Annotated in this window: 15 protein-coding genes; all 15 read left to right on the forward strand. The window is 63.8% G+C overall.

The features are described 5' to 3' along the window. Window positions 1-33 precede the first annotated feature (33 nt). The 15 genes from C8K61_RS00560 (at window position 34) to C8K61_RS00630 (ending at window position 19,872) form a co-directional block, all read left to right on the forward strand. Window positions 34-858, forward strand: coding sequence for a type VI secretion system accessory protein TagJ (locus tag C8K61_RS00560; RefSeq protein ID WP_256589326.1), 825 nt, complete (start codon window positions 34-36; stop codon window positions 856-858). A gap of 2 nt (window positions 859-860) precedes the next feature. Next, window positions 861-1,373 (forward strand): type VI secretion system baseplate subunit TssE, encoded by a 513-nt coding sequence (gene tssE / locus C8K61_RS00565; RefSeq protein ID WP_108094149.1) that lies wholly within the window; start codon window positions 861-863, stop codon window positions 1,371-1,373. Further along, complete coding sequence (gene tssF, locus C8K61_RS00570) at window positions 1,370-3,229, forward strand: type VI secretion system baseplate subunit TssF (protein ID WP_108094151.1); 1,860 nt, start codon at window positions 1,370-1,372, stop codon at window positions 3,227-3,229. The genes tssE and tssF overlap by 4 nt, the downstream gene beginning before the upstream one ends. Next, window positions 3,193-4,245 (forward strand): type VI secretion system baseplate subunit TssG, encoded by a 1,053-nt coding sequence (tssG, locus tag C8K61_RS00575; protein WP_108094153.1) that lies wholly within the window; start codon window positions 3,193-3,195, stop codon window positions 4,243-4,245. The genes tssF and tssG overlap by 37 nt, the downstream gene beginning before the upstream one ends. Further along, window positions 4,238-6,928, forward strand: a complete 2,691-nt coding sequence (gene tssH, locus C8K61_RS00580) for a type VI secretion system ATPase TssH (protein ID WP_108094155.1) — start codon at window positions 4,238-4,240, stop codon at window positions 6,926-6,928. The genes tssG and tssH overlap by 8 nt, the downstream gene beginning before the upstream one ends. Window positions 6,929-6,952: 24 nt before the next feature. Next, a complete protein-coding gene (locus tag C8K61_RS00585) occupies window positions 6,953-9,178 on the forward strand; it encodes a type VI secretion system Vgr family protein (RefSeq protein ID WP_108094157.1) in 2,226 nt (741 codons plus the stop codon). Between the two features lie 25 nt (window positions 9,179-9,203). Then, window positions 9,204-9,653, forward strand: a complete 450-nt coding sequence (locus C8K61_RS00590; protein WP_108094159.1) for a DUF6484 domain-containing protein — start codon at window positions 9,204-9,206, stop codon at window positions 9,651-9,653. Window positions 9,654-9,664: 11 nt separating this feature from the next. Continuing rightward, window positions 9,665-10,768: a DUF2169 domain-containing protein gene (locus C8K61_RS00595; RefSeq protein ID WP_108094161.1), complete on the forward strand. Its 1,104-nt coding sequence runs from the start codon at window positions 9,665-9,667 to the stop codon at window positions 10,766-10,768. After that, window positions 10,768-11,805 (forward strand): hypothetical protein, encoded by a 1,038-nt coding sequence (locus tag C8K61_RS00600; RefSeq protein ID WP_371919955.1) that lies wholly within the window; start codon window positions 10,768-10,770, stop codon window positions 11,803-11,805. Before C8K61_RS00595 ends, C8K61_RS00600 begins: the two co-directional genes overlap by 1 nt. Next, entirely contained in the window at window positions 11,805-12,971 is a 1,167-nt protein-coding gene (locus tag C8K61_RS00605) for an HNH/endonuclease VII fold toxin-2 domain-containing protein (RefSeq protein ID WP_108094164.1), read from the forward strand. The genes C8K61_RS00600 and C8K61_RS00605 overlap by 1 nt, the downstream gene beginning before the upstream one ends. Window positions 12,972-12,992: 21 nt before the next feature. Then, window positions 12,993-13,919 carry a hypothetical protein gene (locus C8K61_RS00610; protein WP_108094166.1) on the forward strand — a complete coding sequence of 309 codons (927 nt, stop codon included), beginning with the start codon at window positions 12,993-12,995 and terminating at the stop codon, window positions 13,917-13,919. Further along, on the forward strand, window positions 13,916-15,160 hold the full coding sequence (locus tag C8K61_RS00615) for a TIGR02270 family protein (protein WP_108094168.1): 1,245 nt from the start codon (window positions 13,916-13,918) through the stop codon (window positions 15,158-15,160). The genes C8K61_RS00610 and C8K61_RS00615 overlap by 4 nt, the downstream gene beginning before the upstream one ends. An 86-nt stretch (window positions 15,161-15,246) precedes the next feature. Beyond that, window positions 15,247-16,038, forward strand: a complete 792-nt coding sequence (dnaQ, locus tag C8K61_RS00620; protein ID WP_108094170.1) for a DNA polymerase III subunit epsilon — start codon at window positions 15,247-15,249, stop codon at window positions 16,036-16,038. A gap of 262 nt (window positions 16,039-16,300) precedes the next feature. Further along, the gene (locus C8K61_RS00625) at window positions 16,301-18,451 is read left to right on the forward strand and encodes a type I secretion system permease/ATPase (protein WP_108094172.1); all 2,151 of its coding nucleotides are present in this window, start codon (window positions 16,301-16,303) and stop codon (window positions 18,449-18,451) included. Further along, on the forward strand, window positions 18,448-19,872 hold the full coding sequence (locus tag C8K61_RS00630; protein WP_108094174.1) for an HlyD family type I secretion periplasmic adaptor subunit: 1,425 nt from the start codon (window positions 18,448-18,450) through the stop codon (window positions 19,870-19,872). Before C8K61_RS00625 ends, C8K61_RS00630 begins: the two co-directional genes overlap by 4 nt. Window positions 19,873-19,883: the final 11 nt, after the last annotated feature.

A 19,883-nucleotide genomic window follows, 5' to 3' on the forward strand; every position in this document is an offset into this window, starting at 1 on the left:
CTCAACCCAACCTACCCCCTCCCACAATTTTTTATGTGCTCCATCCAATCTCAGGGAAGTGCTGTTATGACTGCCGATGAACTGCTGCGTGCCGGACGCCTCGATGATGCACTCAAGGCCCTGCAAGACCAGGTTCGCGGCGCTCCCGCCAACGCCACCCTGCGGATTTTTCTTTTTCAACTGCTGGCCGTTCTCGGTCAGTGGAGCCGCGCGCAAAACCAGCTGAAAGTGGTCGGCGAACTGGATGCCGCTGCCTTGCCGATGGTGCAAACCTACCGCACCGCGCTGGAGTGCGAAGCCCTGCGTGCCGAGGTGTTTGCCGGGCGGGTGACGCCGGTGATTCTCGGCGAGCCAGCCGAGTGGATCGCGCCGCTGATCCAGGCCCTGAAGCTCGACGCCGACGGCCATACCGCCGCCGCCCAGCAACTGCGCGAGCAAGCCTTTGAAGCCGCACCGGCCACCGCGGGCCAGGTGAATGGCAGCCCCTTCGCCTGGTTCGCCGATGCCGACCCCCGTTTGGGCCCGGTGCTGGAAGTGATCGTCAACGGTCGTTATGCCTGGCTGCCAATGAGCAACCTCAGCAGCCTGACGGTGGAAGCGCCGAGCGACCTGCGTGACCTGGTGTGGCTACCGGCCGAGCTGACCCTGATCAACGGCGGCACCCTGGTGGCCTTGCTGCCCAGCCGGTACCCCGACACCCTGGCAGCCGGCGATGACGCCGCGCGCCTGGCGCGCAAAACCGAATTCCTCGACAGCGGCGTGCCGCTCGGCCAGCGCCTGTTTGCCAGCGATGAAGGCGACACCGCGCTGTTCGATTTACGCACGCTGCACTTCGACGCGGCCGCCGAGCGCGCCTGACCATGGCCAGCCCGCCGCTGCAGGAGCGCCTGCAACCCTCGCTGCTGGATCGCCTGGAAGACAACGACCGGGGCAATCCCACCGAGAGCGCCGACAAGCGCGTGCTGTCGATGAGCCAACTGAAGGCCTCGGTGCTGCGCGACCTGACCTGGCTGTTCAACACCACCTCACTGCTCGACGTGGAAACCGCTGCGGCGATACCTGCCGGCAGCTCGGTGATCAACTACGGCTTGCCGGCCCTGGCCGGGCGCAGCCTGTCGAATATCGACGTGCATGCCATCGAAAGCCTGATTGCACAAACCATCGCCACCTTCGAACCGCGCATTCTGCGTTCCACCTTGCAGGTGAAAGCGCGGCTGCTGGAGGAGGGCATGGACCACAACGCCCTGGCCTTCGAAATCGAAGGCGACCTGTGGGCACTGCCGGTGCCGTTGCGCCTGCTGCTGACCACCAACCTCGACCTGGAAACCGGCCACGTGCGCATCGTGCCCAATGAGCAGCGGAGACGGCCATGAACCCACGCATGCTCGAGTACTACAACCTGGAACTGGCGCATATCCGCGAAAGTGCCGCCGAGTTCGCCAGCGAATTTCCCAAGATCGCCAGCCGCCTGACGCTGTCGGGTGTCGACTGCGCCGACCCTTATGTCGAGCGTTTGCTCGAAGGCTTCGCCTACCTGACGGCGCGGGTGCACCTGAAGCTGGACGCCGAATACCCGACCTTCACCCACAACCTGCTGGAAATCGCCTACCCGCATTACCTGGCGCCAACGCCATCGATGACCGTGGTGCAACTGCGCGCCGACCCCAATGAAGGTTCGCTGAGCAGCGGTTTCACCATCGAGCGCAATGCGCCGTTGCGTGGTGTGCTCGGCCGCGAAGAGCAGACTGCCTGCGAATACCGCACCGCCCATGCCGTCACCCTTTGGCCGCTGGAAGTGGCCAGTGCCGACTACTTTGGCAACCCGGCAGCCGTGCTTGGCCGCCTGGCTGCCAGCGAGCCGAAGGCCAAGGCCGGGCTGCGCATTCGCCTGCGCAGTGGCGCCGGTCTGCCGCTCAACAGCCTCAGCCTGGAAAGCCTGCCGCTGTACCTGCACGGTGCCGACGAGCAGCCGTTCCGCCTGTATGAACAACTGCTCGGCAACGCCTGTGCGGTGTTTGCCCAGGCTCCGGGTAGCGACTGGGTCGAACGCCTGCCGCCCGGTGCCCTGCGTTCGCGCGGTTTCGATGACGAAGACGCGCTGCTGCCAGTGGTGCCACGGGCCTTCCAGGGCTACCGCCTGCTGCAGGAATATTTCGCCCTGCCGAACCGTTTTCTGTTCGTCGAATTCGCCGAACTGAAGCGCTCGGTACAACGCTGCGCCGGCAATGAGCTGGACCTGATCATTCTGTTCAACAAGCACGACGCCACGCTGGAGGGCACCGTCAGTGCCGAGCAGTTCGTGCCGTTCTGCACCCCGGCGATCAACCTGTTCCCGCGCCGCGCCGACCGCATCCACTTGAGCGAGCGGGTCAACGAACACCAGGTGATTGCCGACCGCACCCGGCCGATGGATTTCGAAATCCATTCGCTGACCGGCGTCACCGGCCATGGCACCGGCCCCGAGCAACCGTTCCAGCCGTTTTATGCGGTGCGTGATCCGTCGCGTTATGGCCGCGAGCAGGCCTATTACATCGTTCGCCGGGAACCGCGTCGGCTGTCCAGCACGCAGCGGCGCAGTGGCCCGCGCTCCACCTATGTGGGCAGTGAAACCTTTGTCTCGCTGGTGGATGCCAACCAGGCACCGTACCGCCACGACCTGCGCCAATTGGGCATCACCGCGCTGTGCACCAACCGCGACCTGGCGTTGTTCATTCCGGTGGGCACCAGCAAAAGCGATTTCAGCCTGGAAGACAGCGCGCCGGTGCTCGACGTGCGTTGCCTGGCCGGCCCCAGCCGCCCACGTGCCAGTCGCGCCCATGACGCCAGCGCCTGGCGCCTGATCAGCCAGCTGTCGTTGAACTACCTGTCGTTGTCCGAACAGGGGCAGGGCGCCGCCGCCTTGCGTGAGCTGCTGCGCCTGTATGGCGACCCGACTGATTCGGCGTTGCAGTTGCAGATCGAAGGCTTGCGTGAGGTCAGCGCCAAACCGTGCACCCGGCGCCTGCCGATGCCCGGGCCGATCGTGTTTGGCCGTGGCCTGGAGATCAGCCTGGAGTTCGACGAAAACGCCTTCCGCGGTACCGGCGTGTACCTGCTGGGTGCGGTGTTCGAGCGTTTCCTCACCCGCTATGTGTCGGTGAACAGCTTTACCGAAACCGTGCTGCGCACCACCGAGCGCGGCGAGATCATGCGTTGGCAGGCGAAACCCGGATGCCGACCGAACCTCTGAACACGCTCGCCGCGATGGCGGCCGCACCCTGGGAGCATGATTTCTTCCAGGCGTTGCGCCGTATCGAAGCGGAAGCCCGGGACAAACCCCGGCTCGGCCATTCGGTGCGCCTGGCCGATGATCCGCTGCGCCTGGGGCAAACCCCGGATTGCGGTTTTGCGCCCTCGACCCTGTCGGTGGTGGAACCGGCCAGCGATGGCGTGCCGCCACGGGTCGAGCAGTTCTTCTTCGGCCTCACCGGGCCCAACGGACCGCTGCCGCTGCACCTCACCGAATACGCCCGTGAGCGCCAGCGCAACGAGAACGACCCCGGCTTCAAACGCTTTATGGATATTTTCCACCACCGCCTGCTGACCCTGTTCTACCGGGCGTGGGCGGAGGCACGGCCATCGGTCAGCCACGACCGGCCGGATGATGACTACTGGTCGGCACGCCTGGCGGCATTGTCCGGGCGCGGCATGGACAGCCTGCTGGGCCAGGGGCCGATTCCCGATCAGGCGCGTTACTACTACACCGGGCATCTGTCGGCGCCGACCCGGTATCCGGACGGCCTCAAGGTGATTCTCGGCGAGTACTTCGAGCTGCCGGTGGCGGTGCAAGAGTACGTCGGCCAATGGCTGGAACTGCCCGAGCGCAGTCGCCTCGGCGCGCAGGCCAGCACCCTCGGTCAGGACCTGTGCCTGGGCACCCATGTGTGGGATCGCCAGCATAAATTCCGCCTGCGCTTAGGGCCGATGCCGCTGGCCAAATACGAGCGCCTGTTGCCCGGTGGCGAGCTGTTCCGGCAACTGGCGGCCTGGGTCGGTGAGTACCTGGGCCAGGAGCTGGACTGGGACGTCAACCTGGTGCTCAGCCACGACGAAATACCCCCTCTGAACCTGGCCGGCGGTGCGCGGCTGGGTTTCAACGCCTGGCTGGGTCACCCCGGCGGGGATGCCAAGGATTTACTGCTGGCTAGCCAGTACGCCGGAGACCGGCTGCTGCAACGCCCGAACAAGGAGATGGAACATGAGTGAGATCAGCCGGGTTGCACTGTTCGGCAAGCTGAACAGCCTTGCCTACAAAGCCATTGAGGCGGCCACCGTTTTCTGCAAGTTGCGCGGTAACCCGTACGTGGAGATGGCCCACTGGTTTCACCAGATTCTGCAGCTGCAGGACTCCGACCTGCATCAGTTGGTGCGCCAGTTCAACCTCGACCCGGCGCGCCTTGCCCGTGACCTGACCGAGGCCCTCGACCGCCTGCCGCGCGGCTCGACCTCGATCACCGACCTGTCCTCCAATGTCGAAGAAGCAGTGGAGCGCGCCTGGGTCTACGGCAGCCTGATGTTCGGCGAAAGCCAGGTGCGCACCGGCTACATCATCGTCGGCGTATTGAAGACGCCGAGCCTGCGCCATGGCTTGCTGGCGCTGTCGGCCGAGTTCGACAAGATCAAGATCGAAGCCCTCACCGAACGGTTTGCCGAGTATGTCGGCAACTCGCCGGAAAACGCCCTCAGCGCCAGTGACGGCTTTAATGCCGGCGCGGCACCGGGCGAGGCCAGCGGCGCCATCGCCCCCGGCGCCATGGGCAAGCAGGAAGCGCTGAAAAAATTCACCGTTGACCTCACCGAACAGGCCCGTAGCGGCAAACTCGACCCCATCGTGGGCCGTGACGACGAGATCCGCCAACTGGTGGACGTGCTGATGCGCCGCCGCCAGAACAACCCGATTCTCACCGGTGAAGCCGGCGTGGGTAAAACCGCGGTGGTCGAAGGTTTCGCCCTGCGCATTGTCGCCGGCGATGTGCCGCCGGCCTTGAAGGATGTCGAGCTGCGCGCCCTCGACGTCGGCCTGCTGCAGGCCGGCGCGAGCATGAAAGGCGAGTTCGAACAGCGCCTGCGCTCGGTGATCGAAGACGTACAAAGCTCGGCCAAGCCGATCATTCTGTTTATCGACGAAGCCCACACCCTGGTGGGTGCCGGTGGCGCCGCCGGTACGGGTGACGCCGCCAACCTGCTGAAACCGGCCCTGGCCCGTGGCACCTTGCGCACGGTGGCCGCCACCACCTGGGCCGAGTACAAAAAACACATCGAAAAAGACCCGGCCCTGACCCGTCGTTTCCAAGTGGTGCAGGTGGAGGAACCGTCCGAGCACAAAGCCATTCTGATGATGCGTGGCGTGGCCTCGACCATGGAAAAACACCACCAGGTGCAGATTCTCGACGAAGCCCTGGAAGCCTCGGTGAAACTCTCGCACCGCTATATTCCGGCGCGTCAGCTGCCGGACAAATCCGTCAGCCTGCTGGACACCGCCTGCGCCCGTACCGCCATCAGCCTGCACGCCGTGCCGGCGGAGGTGGACGACAGCCGCCGGCGTATCGAAGCGCTGGAAACCGAGCTGGCGATCATCGGCCGCGAGCAGGCGATTGGCGTGGTGATCGGCGAGCGCCTGAACAACGTGCAAGCGTTGCTCGGCGAAGAACGCGAGCGCCTGAGCGGCCTGGAAAGCCGCTGGGCCGATGAAAAAGCCCTGGTGGATGAACTGCTCGACATCCGCGCCCAACTGCGCGCCGCTGCCGAAGCGGTAGACGCCACCAGCAGCGAGCCGGCACCTGTCGAACCGAATGCCGAGCTGCACAGCCGCCTGCAGGATGTGCAAACTCGCCTGGCCGCGCTGCAAGGTGAGTCGCCGTTGATTCTGCCGATTGTCGACTACCAGGCCGTGGCCTCGGTGGTAGCCGACTGGACCGGTATTCCGGTGGGACGCATGGCGCGCAACGAACTGGAAACCGTGCTCAACCTGGCCCAATACCTGAAAAAACGCATCATCGGCCAGGACCATGCCCTGGAGATGATCGCCAAGCGTATTCAGACCTCGCGCGCCGGCCTCGACAACCCGAGCAAGCCGATTGGCGTGTTCATGCTTGCCGGCACTTCCGGCGTGGGCAAAACCGAAACTGCGCTGGCGCTGGCCGAAGCCATGTATGGCGGTGAGCAGAACGTCATCACCATCAACATGAGCGAGTTCCAGGAAGCGCACACGGTGTCCACCCTCAAGGGCGCGCCACCGGGCTATATCGGTTACGGCGAAGGCGGTGTGCTGACCGAAGCGGTGCGGCGTAAACCCTACAGCGTGGTGCTGCTCGACGAAGTGGAAAAAGCCCACCCCGACGTGCACGAGATCTTCTTCCAAGTGTTCGACAAGGGCGTGATGGAAGACGGCGAGGGCCGGGTGATCGACTTCAAGAACACCCTGATTCTGCTCACCACCAACGCCGGCACCGAGTTGATTTCCAGCCTGTGCAACGACCCGGAACTGATGCCCGAGCCCGACGCCATCGCCAAGGCCTTGCGCGAGCCGCTGCTGAAGATTTTCCCGCCGGCCTTGCTCGGCCGTCTGGTGACCATTCCCTACTACCCGCTCAGCGACGACATGATCAAAGCCATCGCCCGCCTGCAACTGGAACGGGTGAAGAAGCGCGTGGAAGCCACCCACAAGGTGCCGTTCGACTACGACGACGGCGTGATCGCGCTGATTGCCGAGCGCTGCACCGAGACTGAAAGCGGCGGGCGGATGATCGACACCATTCTGACCAACACCTTGCTGCCGGACATGAGCCGTGAATTCCTCACCCGCCTGCTCGAAGGCAAGCCGTTGCAAGCGGTGCGCATCAGCCGTGAGGGCAGTGATTTCAAATACGACTTCGGCGCGGCGGTGTAACCCGTTGGCCGGCGAGAAACGCATATGGCATTAACCACAAACACGCGCCTGGTGCAGGTCGACAGCCCACTGGGCAGCGACGTCCTGGTGCTGCGCCAGCTGGATGGCATCGAGGAGCTGGGGCGGGTGTTCGACTACGAGTTGAACCTGGTCTCGGAAAACACCTCGCTGGCCCTCAACAGCCTGCTGGGCAAACCCATGGGTGTGACCATGGAATTGCAGGACGGCAGCAAGCGCCACTTCCATGGCATTGTCGCGCGGGCCAGCCAGGGCGCCGGCATCGGCCAGTTCGCCGTCTACCGGGTCACGCTGAAACCGTGGCTGTGGCTGATGTCGCGCACCTCGGACTGCAAGATTTTCCAGAACCGCACGGTGCCGGACATCATCAAGCAGGTGTTCCGCGACCTGGGGTTTTCCGACTTCGAAGACAGCCTCAGCCGCTCCTACCGCGAGTGGGAATACTGCGTGCAGTACCGCGAAACCAGCTTCGACTTTGTCAGCCGGTTGATGGAGCAGGAGGGTATCTACTACTTCTTCCGCCACGAAAAAGGTCGCCATGTGCTGGTGCTCGCCGACGCTTACGGCGCCCACAGCAAAGCGGCCGGTTACGAGAGCGTGCCGTTCTACCCGCCCACGGCGGAGCAGCGCGAGCTCGACCATATTGATGACTGGCACCTGAGCCACGAAGTGCAGCCCGGTTCCCTGGCGCTCAATGACTACGACTTCCAGCGCCCCAGCGCGCGCCTGGAAGTGCGCTCGGTGATCAGCCGGCCGCACACCGCCAGCGAGTTTCCGCTGTACGACTACCCCGGCGAATACGTGCAGAGCGGCGACGGCGAGCACTACGCACGCACCCGCATCGAAGCGATCCAGACCCAATACGAGCGCGTGCAATTGCGCGGCACGGCGCGCGGCATCGGCTCCGGCCATCTGTTCAGCCTGACCCGCTACCCGCGTGGCGACCAGAACCGCGAATACCTGGTGGTCGGCGCCCGTTACAAGGTGGTGCAGGAGCATTACGAAACCGGTTTCGAGGATGCCGAGCAGCAGTTCGTCAGCCACCTCGATTGCATGGACGCCAGCCAGGCGTTTCGCCCGCAACCGATCACCGTGCGGCCCATCGTCCAGGGGCCGCAAACGGCGATGGTGGTCGGGCCCAAGGGCGAGGAAATCTGGACCGACCAGTACGGCCGGGTGAAGGTGCATTTCTATTGGGACCGCCACGACCAGTCCAACGAAAACAGCTCGTGCTGGATGCGCGTGTCGCAGTCCTGGGCCGGCAAGAATTGGGGCTCGATCCAGATTCCACGGATTGGCCAGGAAGTGATAGTCGGCTTTCTCGAAGGTGACCCCGACCGGCCTATCATCACCGGCCGGGTCTACAACGCCGAGCAGACAGTGCCCTACGAACTGCCCGCCAACGCCACCCAGAGCGGTACCAAAAGCCGGTCGAGCAAAGGCGGCTCGCCGGCCAACTTCAATGAAATTCGCATGGAAGATAAAAAGGGCAGCGAGCAGCTGTTTATCCACGCGGAAAAAAACCAGGACATCGAAGTCGAGAACGACGAGACCCACTGGGTAGGCCACGACCGCACCAAAACCATCGACCATGACGAGACCGTGCACGTCAAACACGACCGCACCGAAACCGTCGACAACAACGAGACCATCACCATCGGGGTGAACCGCACGGAGAAGGTCGGCAACAACGAAACCATCACCATCGGCGTCAACCGCACCGAAGAGGTCGGCAGCAACGAAAAGATCACCATCGGTGCCAACCGCACCGAGAGCGTCGGCGCCAACGAAGACATCAGCATCGGCAGCAACCGCACGGAGAAGGTCGGCAGTAACGAGACCATCAGCATCGGCAGCAACCGCACCGAAGATGTCGGCAGCAACGAGAAGATCACCATTGGCGCCAACCGCACCGAAAACGTCGGCTCCAACGAAGAGATCAGTATCGGCAGCAACCAGACCACCAGCATCGGCAAAGACGAAAGCCGCAGCGTGGGCCAGAGCCGCAGCACCGATGTCGGCAAGGACGACAGCGTGCAGGTCGGCAAGCACTTCAGCCTGGATGCCGGCGACTCCATCACCCTGACCACCGGCGCTGCCAGCATCAGCATGAAAAAGGACGGCACCATCGTCATCAGCGGCAAGAACATCACCATCGACGGCTCTGGCGCAATCAACATCAAGGCCAGCAAGAACGTGGTGGTCAAAGGTCAGAAAATTTTGCAGAACTGAGCCCAGGCTCGGACGGAGTACACCCATGACGGTCCAGCAGTTCACCCCAGCCGTTGCTACGCGCCTGGATGGCGTGGTGATTGGCATTTTGCTCGACGTGCCGCAAGCCGCCTCGCCCGTGGTGGCGTTTGCCGGCTGCCCGAGTGAAACCGGCATCGCCGCGACCACCACCACCCAGCTCAGCCGCGACGACATCGGCACCCAGGTGGCGCTGATGTTCGTTGGCGGCGACCCGACTCAGCCGCTGGTGATCGGCCGTATCCAGCGCCTGCCGCAAGCCGCGCCAGCGGTGGCTGTTGCCCATATTGATGGCGAGCGCCTGGAGTTCACCGCCGAGAAGGAAATCGTCCTGCGCTGCGGCAAAGCCAGCATCACCCTGACCCGCGAGGGCAAAGTGATTATGCGCGGCACCTACCTGTCCAGCCGCTCCTCGGGCGTGAACCGCATCAAAGGCGGTTCGGTGCAGATCAACTAGAAGAGCCCGTCATGGAACTGCTTAACGCGACCCCATTGGTCGCTGCCTACACCCAAGGCCTGGCCCCGGATGGCCGCGAGTCGCTGGTGGTCATCGCCAAGGGCACCTTCGAGTTGCCGCTGGATGGCCGCGAAGCCACCTTGGCCACGGTGCAACGGCCGTTGCTGATGGCCGACGAATACGTCGGTGAGCCCGGCCTGTCGGCACCGCTGCGGGAAATGGACTTCGCCCCGATCAAACCGTTTTGCGATGTGCTGGTGATTGGCAAGGCCTATGCCCCTGAAGGGCGGCCGGTGACGCAGCTCACGGCCGGCATTCGAGTGGGGCGGGTGAGCAAGGCATTCACCGTGTACGGCCCGCGCCAATGGCAGCCGGGTTTGATCGGCGCGGGGGCCGGCGTGGCCCAGCCGTTCACCGAACAAGACATCGGCTACAGCCATGCCTTTGGCGGCAGCGTGCCGGTGGCCAACAACCCCGAACTGAATGACGGCTACCCGGCCAACACCTGCGGGCGCGGCTGGTTTCCGAAAAGCAGCGGCACCGCCGACATCGTCGGCATGCCCATGCCCAATACCGAAATGCTCGGCCAACCGGTGGACTCGCCCCACGGCGACTTCACCCCGATGGCCCTCGGTCCCATAGGCCGCAGCTGGCCTCCGCGCATCGGTTTTGCCGGCACCTACGACGACGCCTGGCTGGCCGACTGCTTTCCGTTTTTGCCGGCCGATTTCGACAACCGCTACTACCAGGCCGCGCCACTGGACCAGCAGACCCAGCACCTCAAAGGCGGTGAGGATGTGTTGCTGCTGTGCCTGACCCGCCAGGAGCGGGCGGGGTTCAAGGTGCCAACCCAGCAGGTGCCGGTGACCTTCTTTCTGAAAAAAGGCGGGCATGAAACCGTGCAGGCGGTGATCGACACGCTGGTGATTGATACCGATGCCGGCACTGTGGAAGTGACGTGGCGGGCGAGCAGGGCGCTGAAGAAAAACCTGTTCGAGATCGGCGATGTGCTGGTGGGCGAAATGTCCCGTGGCTGGTGGCGAGCCCGCGAGCTGGGCAAGGAGCATTTGCCCTCGCTGGCCCATGCCGGCCGCGCCACCGAGGACGATAACTGATGTCGGCTATTTGTATTGTCGGCAGCGGCATGGTCAGCGCCGTCGGGCTGGATGCACCGTCCAGCTGTGCGGCGATTCGCTGCGCCATCGATAACTTCCAGGAAACCCGCTTTATGGACCAGGGCGGTGAGTGGCAACTGGCAGCCACGGTGCCGTTGGAACTGGCCTGCCGGGGCCGCGAGAAACTGGTGAAGATGGCCGCTCGGGCCATTGGCGAAGCCCTGCAGCAAGTGCCCGGTATCAAGGTGCAAGACACACCGCTGCTGCTGGGGGTGTCCGAACTGGAGCGCCCCGGTCGTTTGGCCGATCTGGATATGAGCCTGCTGCAGGATGTGGAGCAGGAACTGGGCGTGCGATTTCACCCCGCTTCCAGCGTGATCGCCCGGGGGCGGGTCAGTGGCGCGGTGGCGCTGCTGAACGCACGCAAGCTGATCCATGGTGGCGGTCATCGGCATGTGCTGATCGCCGGAGTCGATACCTTTCTCAACGCCAACACCCTGAGCGCCTATGAACGGCGCGAGCGCTTGCTGACCAGCGAGAACTCCAACGGTTTTATTCCGGGCGAGGGCGCCGCTGCCGTGGTGATCGCCGCGCCGGTGCATGACTCGCAGCCGCAGCTGCTGTGTGTCGGCCTGGGCTTCGGCATGGAAAAAGCCACGGTGGAAGCCGAGGACATGCCGCTGCGCGCCGACGGCCTGGCACAGGCCATTCGCGGAGCCCTGGCCGAGGCGGGCTGCGGCCTGGAAGCCATGGATTACCGGCTTACCGATATTTCCGGCGAACAGTATTACTTCAAGGAAGCTGCCTTGGCGTTGAGCCGCACCTTGCGGGTGCGCAAAGCGGACTTCCACCTCTGGCACCCGGCCGATTGCATCGGCGAGTGCGGCGCCGCCATTGGCCCGGCCATGCTTGCCGTGGCGTTGGCTGCCAGTCGCAAGGGCTATGGCGATGGGCCTAATGTGTTTTGCCACTTGGGTAACGACGCCGGTGAGCGCGCCGCCGTGCTGCTCAGCTACCAGACAGTGAGGGCTGCCTGATGGCCAACGAAGTCTATGCCAACAGCATGGAGATCTCCTGCAAGTCGGCCAATGGCAAGTCGGTGGCGAGCTTTCCGGACGTGTGTTTCACCCCGCCGCAAGCACCGCCAACGCCCATGGGCGTGCCGATTCCGTATCCCAACACCGGCATGGCCAGCGACACCACCAGCGGCACTCGCACGGTAAAAATCACCGGCAAGGAAGTGATGCTCAAGGACAAGAGCTACTTCAAGACCAGCTATGGCGACGAGGCTGGCTGCGCGCCGAAAAAAGGCATCATCACCAGCAAGATCAAGGGCAAGGTGTACTTCACCGCGTGGTCGATGAACGTCAAGTTCGAAGGCGAAAACGTGGTGCGCAACTTCGACCTCACCACCCACAACCATGCCTCGCAAGGGCCCAATACACCGCCCTGGCCGTACCTCGATAAAGCGGCCGTGGACGCGGGCACCTCGGCCTGTTCGAAAGAAATCAAAAAAGAGCAAAACGCCTGCAAAGAGTTCAAGCCGGCAGGCACTAAAGACGCCTGCTCGGCGCTCGGCCCGAAAGTGAAACCGTCTGGCAAAAAGAGCAGCCCGGAAGCTGATCGGGTGGCAGACAAATCGGCGGCAAGTAGCTGTCTGTCGGCCCGCCGCTGTGCCCTGCAACCCTACAAGCCCAGCGGCTGCTGCCCGCAGCAAACCGCGCACCACCTGGTGGAGGCCAGCGCCTTGCACGACGTCGGCCGCGGCGGCAAGGGCTCGACCCCGCTCAAAGGCATTTCCAACTACAACGAGAACAAAGCGCCGTGCGTGTGCGCCGAAGGGGTCAACCAGAACGTTGGCACCCACGGCTTGATGCACACCTTCCAGAGCGCCTCCTCGTCGCGGGCGCGAAAAGGCGAGCTGACCACCAGCAAGGGCGCCAAATTCACCGCGAAAAAAACCACCTACAAGACCGCCAAAACCCAGGCCATGACCGCGATGGCCAAGGTGTTTCCGCAGTCCAAATGCTCCAAAGCCTGCACCGAAGCGCAGCTGGACCATTACCACAAGCAATGCGGCATCAATGACCGCACCCCGATCAAGGCCGTGGAGACCGGGCAGACCGACGTCACCGCCGCCAACCGTTCCATCGCTGCCCGCAATGCGCGGCTGGCTGCTGCCCGCGGTCGAGGCGGGCGTTAATTCAGTTTGAGGAAGCCTGTTATGACTAGCCAATGGACCGACCTGTTTTCTTACGTCACTGGCGTGGTGCGCTACAACGACCTGGCCTACGTGGCCTCGGTGTCCGATGAAATGCGCGACAACCGCGTGACCCATTCCTATGTCACCGAATGGGATGCCGGCACCTGGCGGGTCGGCGATGATGACGATGATTTGCTGCCCTGGGATGTGGTCGCCGCCACCCTGGTGCACACGCCACTCGAGCAGGCGTTGTTTCTCGGCGCGCGCGGCAATGTGCTGGTGCTGGGCTCGGGCGATACCCATGAAGAACAGATTCCTGACGACGAAGAAACCGGCATTTCCGGGCGGGGCAACCTGCGCGGCGTTTGCGCCGTCGAAGGCGTCGCCTATGCCTGTGGCATGGACCGCCAGGTGTACCGTCGTCACGATGAAAACGACTGGCGCGCCCTGGATACCGGTGCTCGCCCGCCCGCCGAGGACGAAGAAATCGTCGGCTTCGAAACCATCGGCGGTTTTACCAGCAAAGAAATCTACGCCGCTGGCTGGAATGGCGAAATCTGGGAGTTCGGCGGTAAGCGCTGGGTGCAGCGCGACAGCCCCACCAATCTGATTCTCACCGCCCTGTGCTGCGCCGAAGACGGCTTCGTGTACATCGCCGGCCAAGGCGGCACCCTGCTGCGCGGGCGCAACGCCACCTGGGAAGTGCTGGAACAAGAAGGCGTGGACGAAGACCTGTGGAGCCTGGCCTGGTTCGACGGCGCCCTGTATGCCTCAAGCATGCTGGCGGTGTATCGCTTGGTGAACGACCAGCTGGAGCTGGTCGACTTTGGCGATGCCCAACCGTCATCGTGCTTCCACCTGAGTGCGGCCGATGGCGCCTTGTGGAGCATTGCCAGCAAAGCCATCGTCGCCTTCGACGGCAGCACCTGGACGCGGATCGACGGATGATCGCACTGGTTCTCGAGCAACACGCCGAAGAAGCCAGCTTCCTCGCGATTCTGCGCGACTACGCCGTGGGCGCGCCGAACTACGACCTCTCTCACCTGGCCACCCTCGACAACCGCATCGACGCGCACCTCGACGGCCTGCAGGTCGCTGGCCTCAAGGGCCTCAATCTACTGCTCGAACAGCTGCGCCCGGCGGCCAGTGGCGAAGTATTCGCCGCCACCGTGCTGGCCTTTCGCATGGGCAATAGCCCGGCGCTGTCGAGCCTCGGCGAACACCTGCGCACCAGTGAGGAGGGCGAGCGGTATTTTGCCGCCGCCCTCGGTTGGCTCGACTGGGCCGTGGTACAGCCGTGGGTAGAGCGCTTGCTGGCATCGCCCGAACCGCTGTTTCGCCGTCTGGGCCTGGCTGCCTGCGGGATGCACCGCCACGACCCGGGCCCGGCCTTGCTCTCGGCACTGGGCAACAGCGACCCCAGCGTGCTCGCCCGTGCCGCCAGAACGGCGGGCGAACTGCGCCGTCGCGACCTGATGCAGCCGATTCGTTTGCACCGTCTGCACAGCGATGACGCGCTGCGTTTCTGGAGCAACTGGGCCACCGCGCAGATGGGCGATGAACAAGCGTTGCCGGTGCTGCAACAGTTTGCCGAACAGCCTGGCCGCTATCAGGAGCGCGCGCTGCACGTGGCGCTCGCCTGGCTGCCACGGGAGACCAGCATGGCCTGGATCCGCCGCATGACCCAAGTGCCGCAACAGCGTCGTATCGCCATCAAGGCCACCGGCCTGTTCGGTGACCCGGTGGCCTTGCCCTGGCTGCTGCAGCAAATGCACGACCTGCCGATGGCGCGGGCGGCGGGGGAGGCGTTCAGCCTGATCACTGGCGTCGATCTGGCCTTGCATGACCTGGAACGGCGCGACAGCCCGGACTTCGACGCCGGGCCCAGCGATGACCCGCAGGACGGCAATGTGGCCATGGATCCGGACGAAAGCCTGCCCTGGCCAGAGCCGACCCTGGTGCAAGGGTGGCTGAACAAGCACAGCGCCAGCCTGCAAACCGGCAGCGCGTACCTGCTCGGCGAGCCCTTCAGCGAAGGCGCCTGTGTGCGGGCCTTGAGCAGCGCCAATCAACGTCAGCGTCAGGTGGCGGCCGGGCTGCTGGCCCGTTATATCCCCACCGAGGCAGTGTTTCCGGTGAGTGCCCCGGCCCAGCGCCAGAAGGGCTTGTTGCGCGGGCGCAGCGTCTAGGCGCAGGCGACAGCTGATCGCCGGCCGCTACGACGGTCGGGGTGAGGCATGGTACGATTCGGCGCGTTTTTCACGGCGGATGTGCGATGACAACTTTCAAAAACAATGCTGAACGGTCGGTAGTACTCGATACCGAAACCACCGGTATGCCGGTCACCGATGGCCACCGGGTGATCGAGATCGGTTGCGTTGAACTGATCGGCCGCCGCCTCACTGGCCGGCATTTCCACGTGTACCTGCAGCCGGATCGCCAGAGCGACGAAGGCGCCATCGCCGTTCACGGCATTACCGATGAGTTCCTCGCCGACAAACCGCGCTTCAAGGAAGTGGCCGACGAGTTCTTCGAGTTCATCAAAGACGCGCAGCTGATCATCCATAACGCCGCGTTCGACATCGGCTTTATCAACAACGAATTTGCCCTGCTGGGCCAGGACGACCGCGCCGACATCACCGAGCACTGCAGCGTGCTCGACACCCTGATGATGGCCCGCGAACGCCACCCGGGGCAGCGCAACAACCTCGACGCCCTGTGCAAACGGTATGGCGTCGACAACTCCGGCCGTGAACTGCACGGCGCCTTGCTCGACGCCGAGATTCTCGCCGACGTCTACCTGAGCATGACCGGCGGCCAGACCAGCCTGTCCCTGGCCGGCAACGCCTCCGATGGCAACGGCGGCAACGGCGGCGCCAACCAGGCCAGCGAAATCCGCCGCCTGCCGGCCGACCGCCCACGTACCCGCGTGGTCCGCGCCAGCGAAGAAGACCTGGCTGCCCACGCCGTGCGCATGGGCCTGCTGGAAAAAGCCTCCGGTGCGTTGCCATTGTGGGTGCAAATGGATGCGCCGGCTGCAGCAACGGAACCCGCCGAAACGGCTTGATTCTGTTGTTTGCAGGCCCGGCCAATCGCGGCTGAAGCCGCTCCTACGGGAATACTCGATCTCTTGTAGGAGCGGCTTCAGCCGCGATGCTTTTAGGGCCTCCCGATTGCCCATCTGGCAGCTTATCGATCTGCTTTTGTGACGCTGTTATCACTCTTCCAGCCTGGCCAATATGGCCTATTGCCAATACCCGGCCGCCCGGATATCAAGCTTCACTCAATACCCGTAGCACCATCGGGCGTAGTTCTGCCAAGGAAAGCAGATGTCAGAAGAACACCAGGGAGCGGCTGTTCAAGCTGAGCCAGATACCGGCCTTGCCTGCTTAGTCATGCTGGCCCGCTTCCACAATGTGGCGGCATCCCCCGAACAACTCACCCATGAATACCTCGACAGCGGCGGCCAGTTCGGCCGGGCCGAGTTGTTGCTGGCGGCCAAGCAGTTGGGCCTTAAAGCCAACGCGGTGCGCAGCAACCCCGAGCGCTTGGCGCACGTGCCGTTGCCGGCGATTGCGGTGGCCAACGACGGGCGCTTTTTTATCATTGCCCGGGTCGACGGCGATAAGGTGCTGATTCACGACCCGCGTTCCGCGCGCCCGGAAGTCATCAGCGTTACCGACCTCAACGCGCGCTGGGGCGGCGACCTGCTGTTGTTCCGCTCCCAGGCCTCGCTGGCTACCGAGCTGAGCAAGTTCGACTTCACCTGGTTCATTCCCGCCGTGGTCAAGTACCGCAAGCTGCTCGGCGAAGTACTACTGGTGTCGTTTGTGCTGCAGATTTTTGCCCTGCTGACGCCGCTGTTTTTCCAGGTGGTGATGGACAAGGTACTGGTGCACCGCGGCCTATCGACCCTCGACGTGATCGCCATCGGCCTGCTCGGCATCATGCTGTTCGAAACCGCCCTCAGCGGCCTGCGCACTTATGTATTCGCCCACACCGCCAGCCGCATCGACGTCGAGCTCGGCTCACGGCTGTTCCGCCACCTGGTGACCTTGCCGCTGGCCTACTTCCAGGCAAGGCGGGTGGGCGACTCGGTGGCCCGGGTGCGCGAGCTGGAAAACATCCGCAGCTTCCTCACCGGCAACGCCATCACCGTGGTGCTCGACGTGCTGTTCTCTGTGGTGTTTATCGCGGTGATGTTTGTCTACAGCGGCTGGCTGACGCTGATCGTGCTGCTGTCCTTGCCGCTGTATTTCCTGGTCTCGTTCCTGATCACGCCGGTATTGCGTGCGCGTTTGAACGAAAGCTTCGCCCGTGGTGCCGAGAACCAGGCGTTTCTGGTGGAGACCGTCAACGGCATCGACACCCTGAAATCGATGGCAGTCGAGCCGCAGATTACCCGCAAGTGGGACAACCAACTGGCCGGCTACGTCGCCGCCGGTTTCAAAACCCAGACCCTCTCGGCCATCGCCAACGAAAGCGTCGGCCTGATCGGCAAACTGGTCACCGTCGCCACCCTGTGGATGGGCGCGCGCCTGGTGATCGAGGGCGACCTGTCGATGGGCCAGCTGATCGCCTTCAACATGCTCGCCGGCCGCGTCTCGCAGCCGATCATGCGCTTGGCCCAGCTGTGGACCAACTTCCAGCAAACCGGCGTGTCGGTGCAGCGCCTCGGCGACATCCTCAACAGCCGCACCGAGCTGTCCCAAGCCACCCGCAGCGCGCTGCCGGCGCTGAAGGGCGCGATCGAGTTCGACCAGGTGCAATTTCGCTATCGCCCTGATGGCTCTGAAGTGCTGCGCAGCGTCAGCCTGGCGATTCAGCCGGGAGAAGTGATCGGCATCGTCGGCCGCTCCGGCTCCGGCAAAAGCACCCTCACACGGTTGCTGCAACGCCTGTATGTGCCTGAGCGCGGCCGCGTATTGGTAGACGGCATGGACCTGGCCCTGGCCGACGTCTCATCCCTGCGTCGGCAGATCGGCGTGGTGCTGCAAGACAACATGCTGTTCGCCCGCAGCATCCGCGAAAACATCGCCCTGACTGAGCCGGGTGCGCCGATTGAAGCGGTGATTCAGGCGGCGAAAATGGCCGGCGCCCACGAGTTCATCCTTGAGCTGCCAGAGGGCTACGACACCGTGGTCGGCGAACACGGCGCCTCGTTGTCCGGCGGCCAACGCCAGCGCGTGGCCATCGCCCGCGCCTTGATGGGTAACCCACGCATTTTGATTTTCGACGAAGCCACTAGTGCTCTGGACTACGAGTCCGAGCGAGTGATTCAGCAGAACATGCAGACCATCTGCAAAGGCCGCACGGTGATCATCATTGCCCACCGCCTGAGCGCTGTGCGCGACGCCAACCGCATTGTGGTGATGGACCGCGGCCAGATCGTCGAGCAGGGCACCCACGCCGAACTGCTGGCCCATCAGGCCGGGCACTATTCGCGCCTGCACCGTTTGCAGCAGGGGGACGCCGCATGAGCCAGCCTTCGGCCAAACGTGAGTTGCTCAACCGCTACCGCAGCGCCTGGCGCCATTCCTGGGCGCAACGCAAAGCCATGGACCCACCCAAACGCCTGAGCCACGAAGTGCAGTTTCTGCCCGCCGCCCTGGCCCTGCAGGAACAGCCAGTACACCCGGCGCCGCGTTACGTGCTGTGGGCGATTCTGGCGTTTTCGGCGCTGGCATTGGTGTGGGCCTGCGTCGGCGAAATCGACGTGGTCGCCACCGCCAGCGGCAAGATCGTGCCCAGCGGCAAAAGCAAAGTGATCCAGCCCAGCGAAGTGGCGGTGGTCAAAGCCATTCACGTCTACGACGGGCAAACGGTGAAAACCGGCGACCTGCTGGTGGAGCTCGACGGGCAGATCACCGGCGCCGAAGTCGAGCGCCTGAACAGCGACCTGCTCGCCGCCCAGGTCGACAGCGCCCGTGCCAACGCCTTGCTCGATGCAATCCAGAACAAAGGCGAACCGGCCTCGCTGGCCAACCTGATCCCCACTGCCAGCCGCGAACAACAGCAAGCGGCCCAGCGTTGGGTGCAAGGCCAATACCTGGAACTACGCAGCAGCCTCGACCAGGGCGACGCGGAAATCGAGCAGCAAGTGGCCGAGATCCAGGCTGCCAAAGCCTCGGTGGCGTCCTTGAAAGAGAGCCTGCCGATCACCCAGCAACTGTCCGTCGACTACAAACGCCTGCTGGACAAAGCCATCATCGGCAAACACTCGTGGCTGGAAAAAGAGCAAGCGCGCATCAGCCAGGAACGCGAACTGGAAGTGCAGCAGGCGCGAGTGATCGAACTGCAAGCCGCGAAAAAAGCCGCCGAACAGCGGCAAAAAAGTGTGCTGGCACAAACCCGTCGCGCCATGCTCGACCTGCAGCACGAAGCCGACCAACGCAGCGCCGCCCTCGCACAGGAACTGAAAAAAGCCCAACAACGCAACCGCCTGACGCGCCTGACCGCACCGGTGGATGGCACCGTGCAGCAACTGGCGATTCACACCGACGGTGGCGTGGTTACCGAAGCACAACCCTTGATGGTGATCGTGCCCAGCGACCAGCCGCTGGAAGTGGAAGCCATGCTGGAAAACAAAGACATCGGCTTTGTCCGCCCCGGCCAGGAAGTGGAGATCAAGGTGGAGACCTTCACCTTCACCAAATACGGCGTGGTGCACGGCGTGGTGCAAAGCATCTCCAATGACGCCATCGACGACGAAAAACGCGGGCTGCTCTACAGCACCCGTATTCAGCTAAACACCAACACCATTGAAGTGGCCGGCAAACAGGTGGCCCTGTCGCCCGGCATGGCGGTGCGCGCCGAAGTGAAAACCGACAAACGCAAAGTCATCGACTACTTCCTGAGCCCCCTCAAGGAATACAGCAGCGAGAGCCTGCAAGAGCGATAACAGCCCCCCAA

It is taken from the genome of Pseudomonas sp. GV071 (genome assembly GCF_003050835.1).
In the GTDB taxonomy this organism is placed as follows: Bacteria; Pseudomonadota; Gammaproteobacteria; order Pseudomonadales; family Pseudomonadaceae; genus Aquipseudomonas.

Coding starts and splice junctions, on each gene's coding strand:
- C8K61_RS00560 (WP_256589326.1), top strand. CDS start 34: ATGTGCTCCATCCAATCTCAGGGAAGTGCTGTTATGACTGCCGATGAA.
- tssE (WP_108094149.1), top strand. CDS start 861: ATGGCCAGCCCGCCGCTGCAGGAGCGCCTGCAACCCTCGCTGCTGGAT.
- tssF (WP_108094151.1), top strand. CDS start 1,370: ATGAACCCACGCATGCTCGAGTACTACAACCTGGAACTGGCGCATATC.
- tssH (WP_108094155.1), top strand. CDS start 4,238: ATGAGTGAGATCAGCCGGGTTGCACTGTTCGGCAAGCTGAACAGCCTT.
- C8K61_RS00585 (WP_108094157.1), top strand. CDS start 6,953: ATGGCATTAACCACAAACACGCGCCTGGTGCAGGTCGACAGCCCACTG.
- C8K61_RS00590 (WP_108094159.1), top strand. CDS start 9,204: ATGACGGTCCAGCAGTTCACCCCAGCCGTTGCTACGCGCCTGGATGGC.
- C8K61_RS00595 (WP_108094161.1), top strand. CDS start 9,665: ATGGAACTGCTTAACGCGACCCCATTGGTCGCTGCCTACACCCAAGGC.
- C8K61_RS00600 (WP_371919955.1), top strand. CDS start 10,768: ATGTCGGCTATTTGTATTGTCGGCAGCGGCATGGTCAGCGCCGTCGGG.
- C8K61_RS00605 (WP_108094164.1), top strand. CDS start 11,805: ATGGCCAACGAAGTCTATGCCAACAGCATGGAGATCTCCTGCAAGTCG.
- C8K61_RS00610 (WP_108094166.1), top strand. CDS start 12,993: ATGACTAGCCAATGGACCGACCTGTTTTCTTACGTCACTGGCGTGGTG.
- C8K61_RS00615 (WP_108094168.1), top strand. CDS start 13,916: ATGATCGCACTGGTTCTCGAGCAACACGCCGAAGAAGCCAGCTTCCTC.
- dnaQ (WP_108094170.1), top strand. CDS start 15,247: ATGACAACTTTCAAAAACAATGCTGAACGGTCGGTAGTACTCGATACC.
- C8K61_RS00625 (WP_108094172.1), top strand. CDS start 16,301: ATGTCAGAAGAACACCAGGGAGCGGCTGTTCAAGCTGAGCCAGATACC.
- C8K61_RS00630 (WP_108094174.1), top strand. CDS start 18,448: ATGAGCCAGCCTTCGGCCAAACGTGAGTTGCTCAACCGCTACCGCAGC.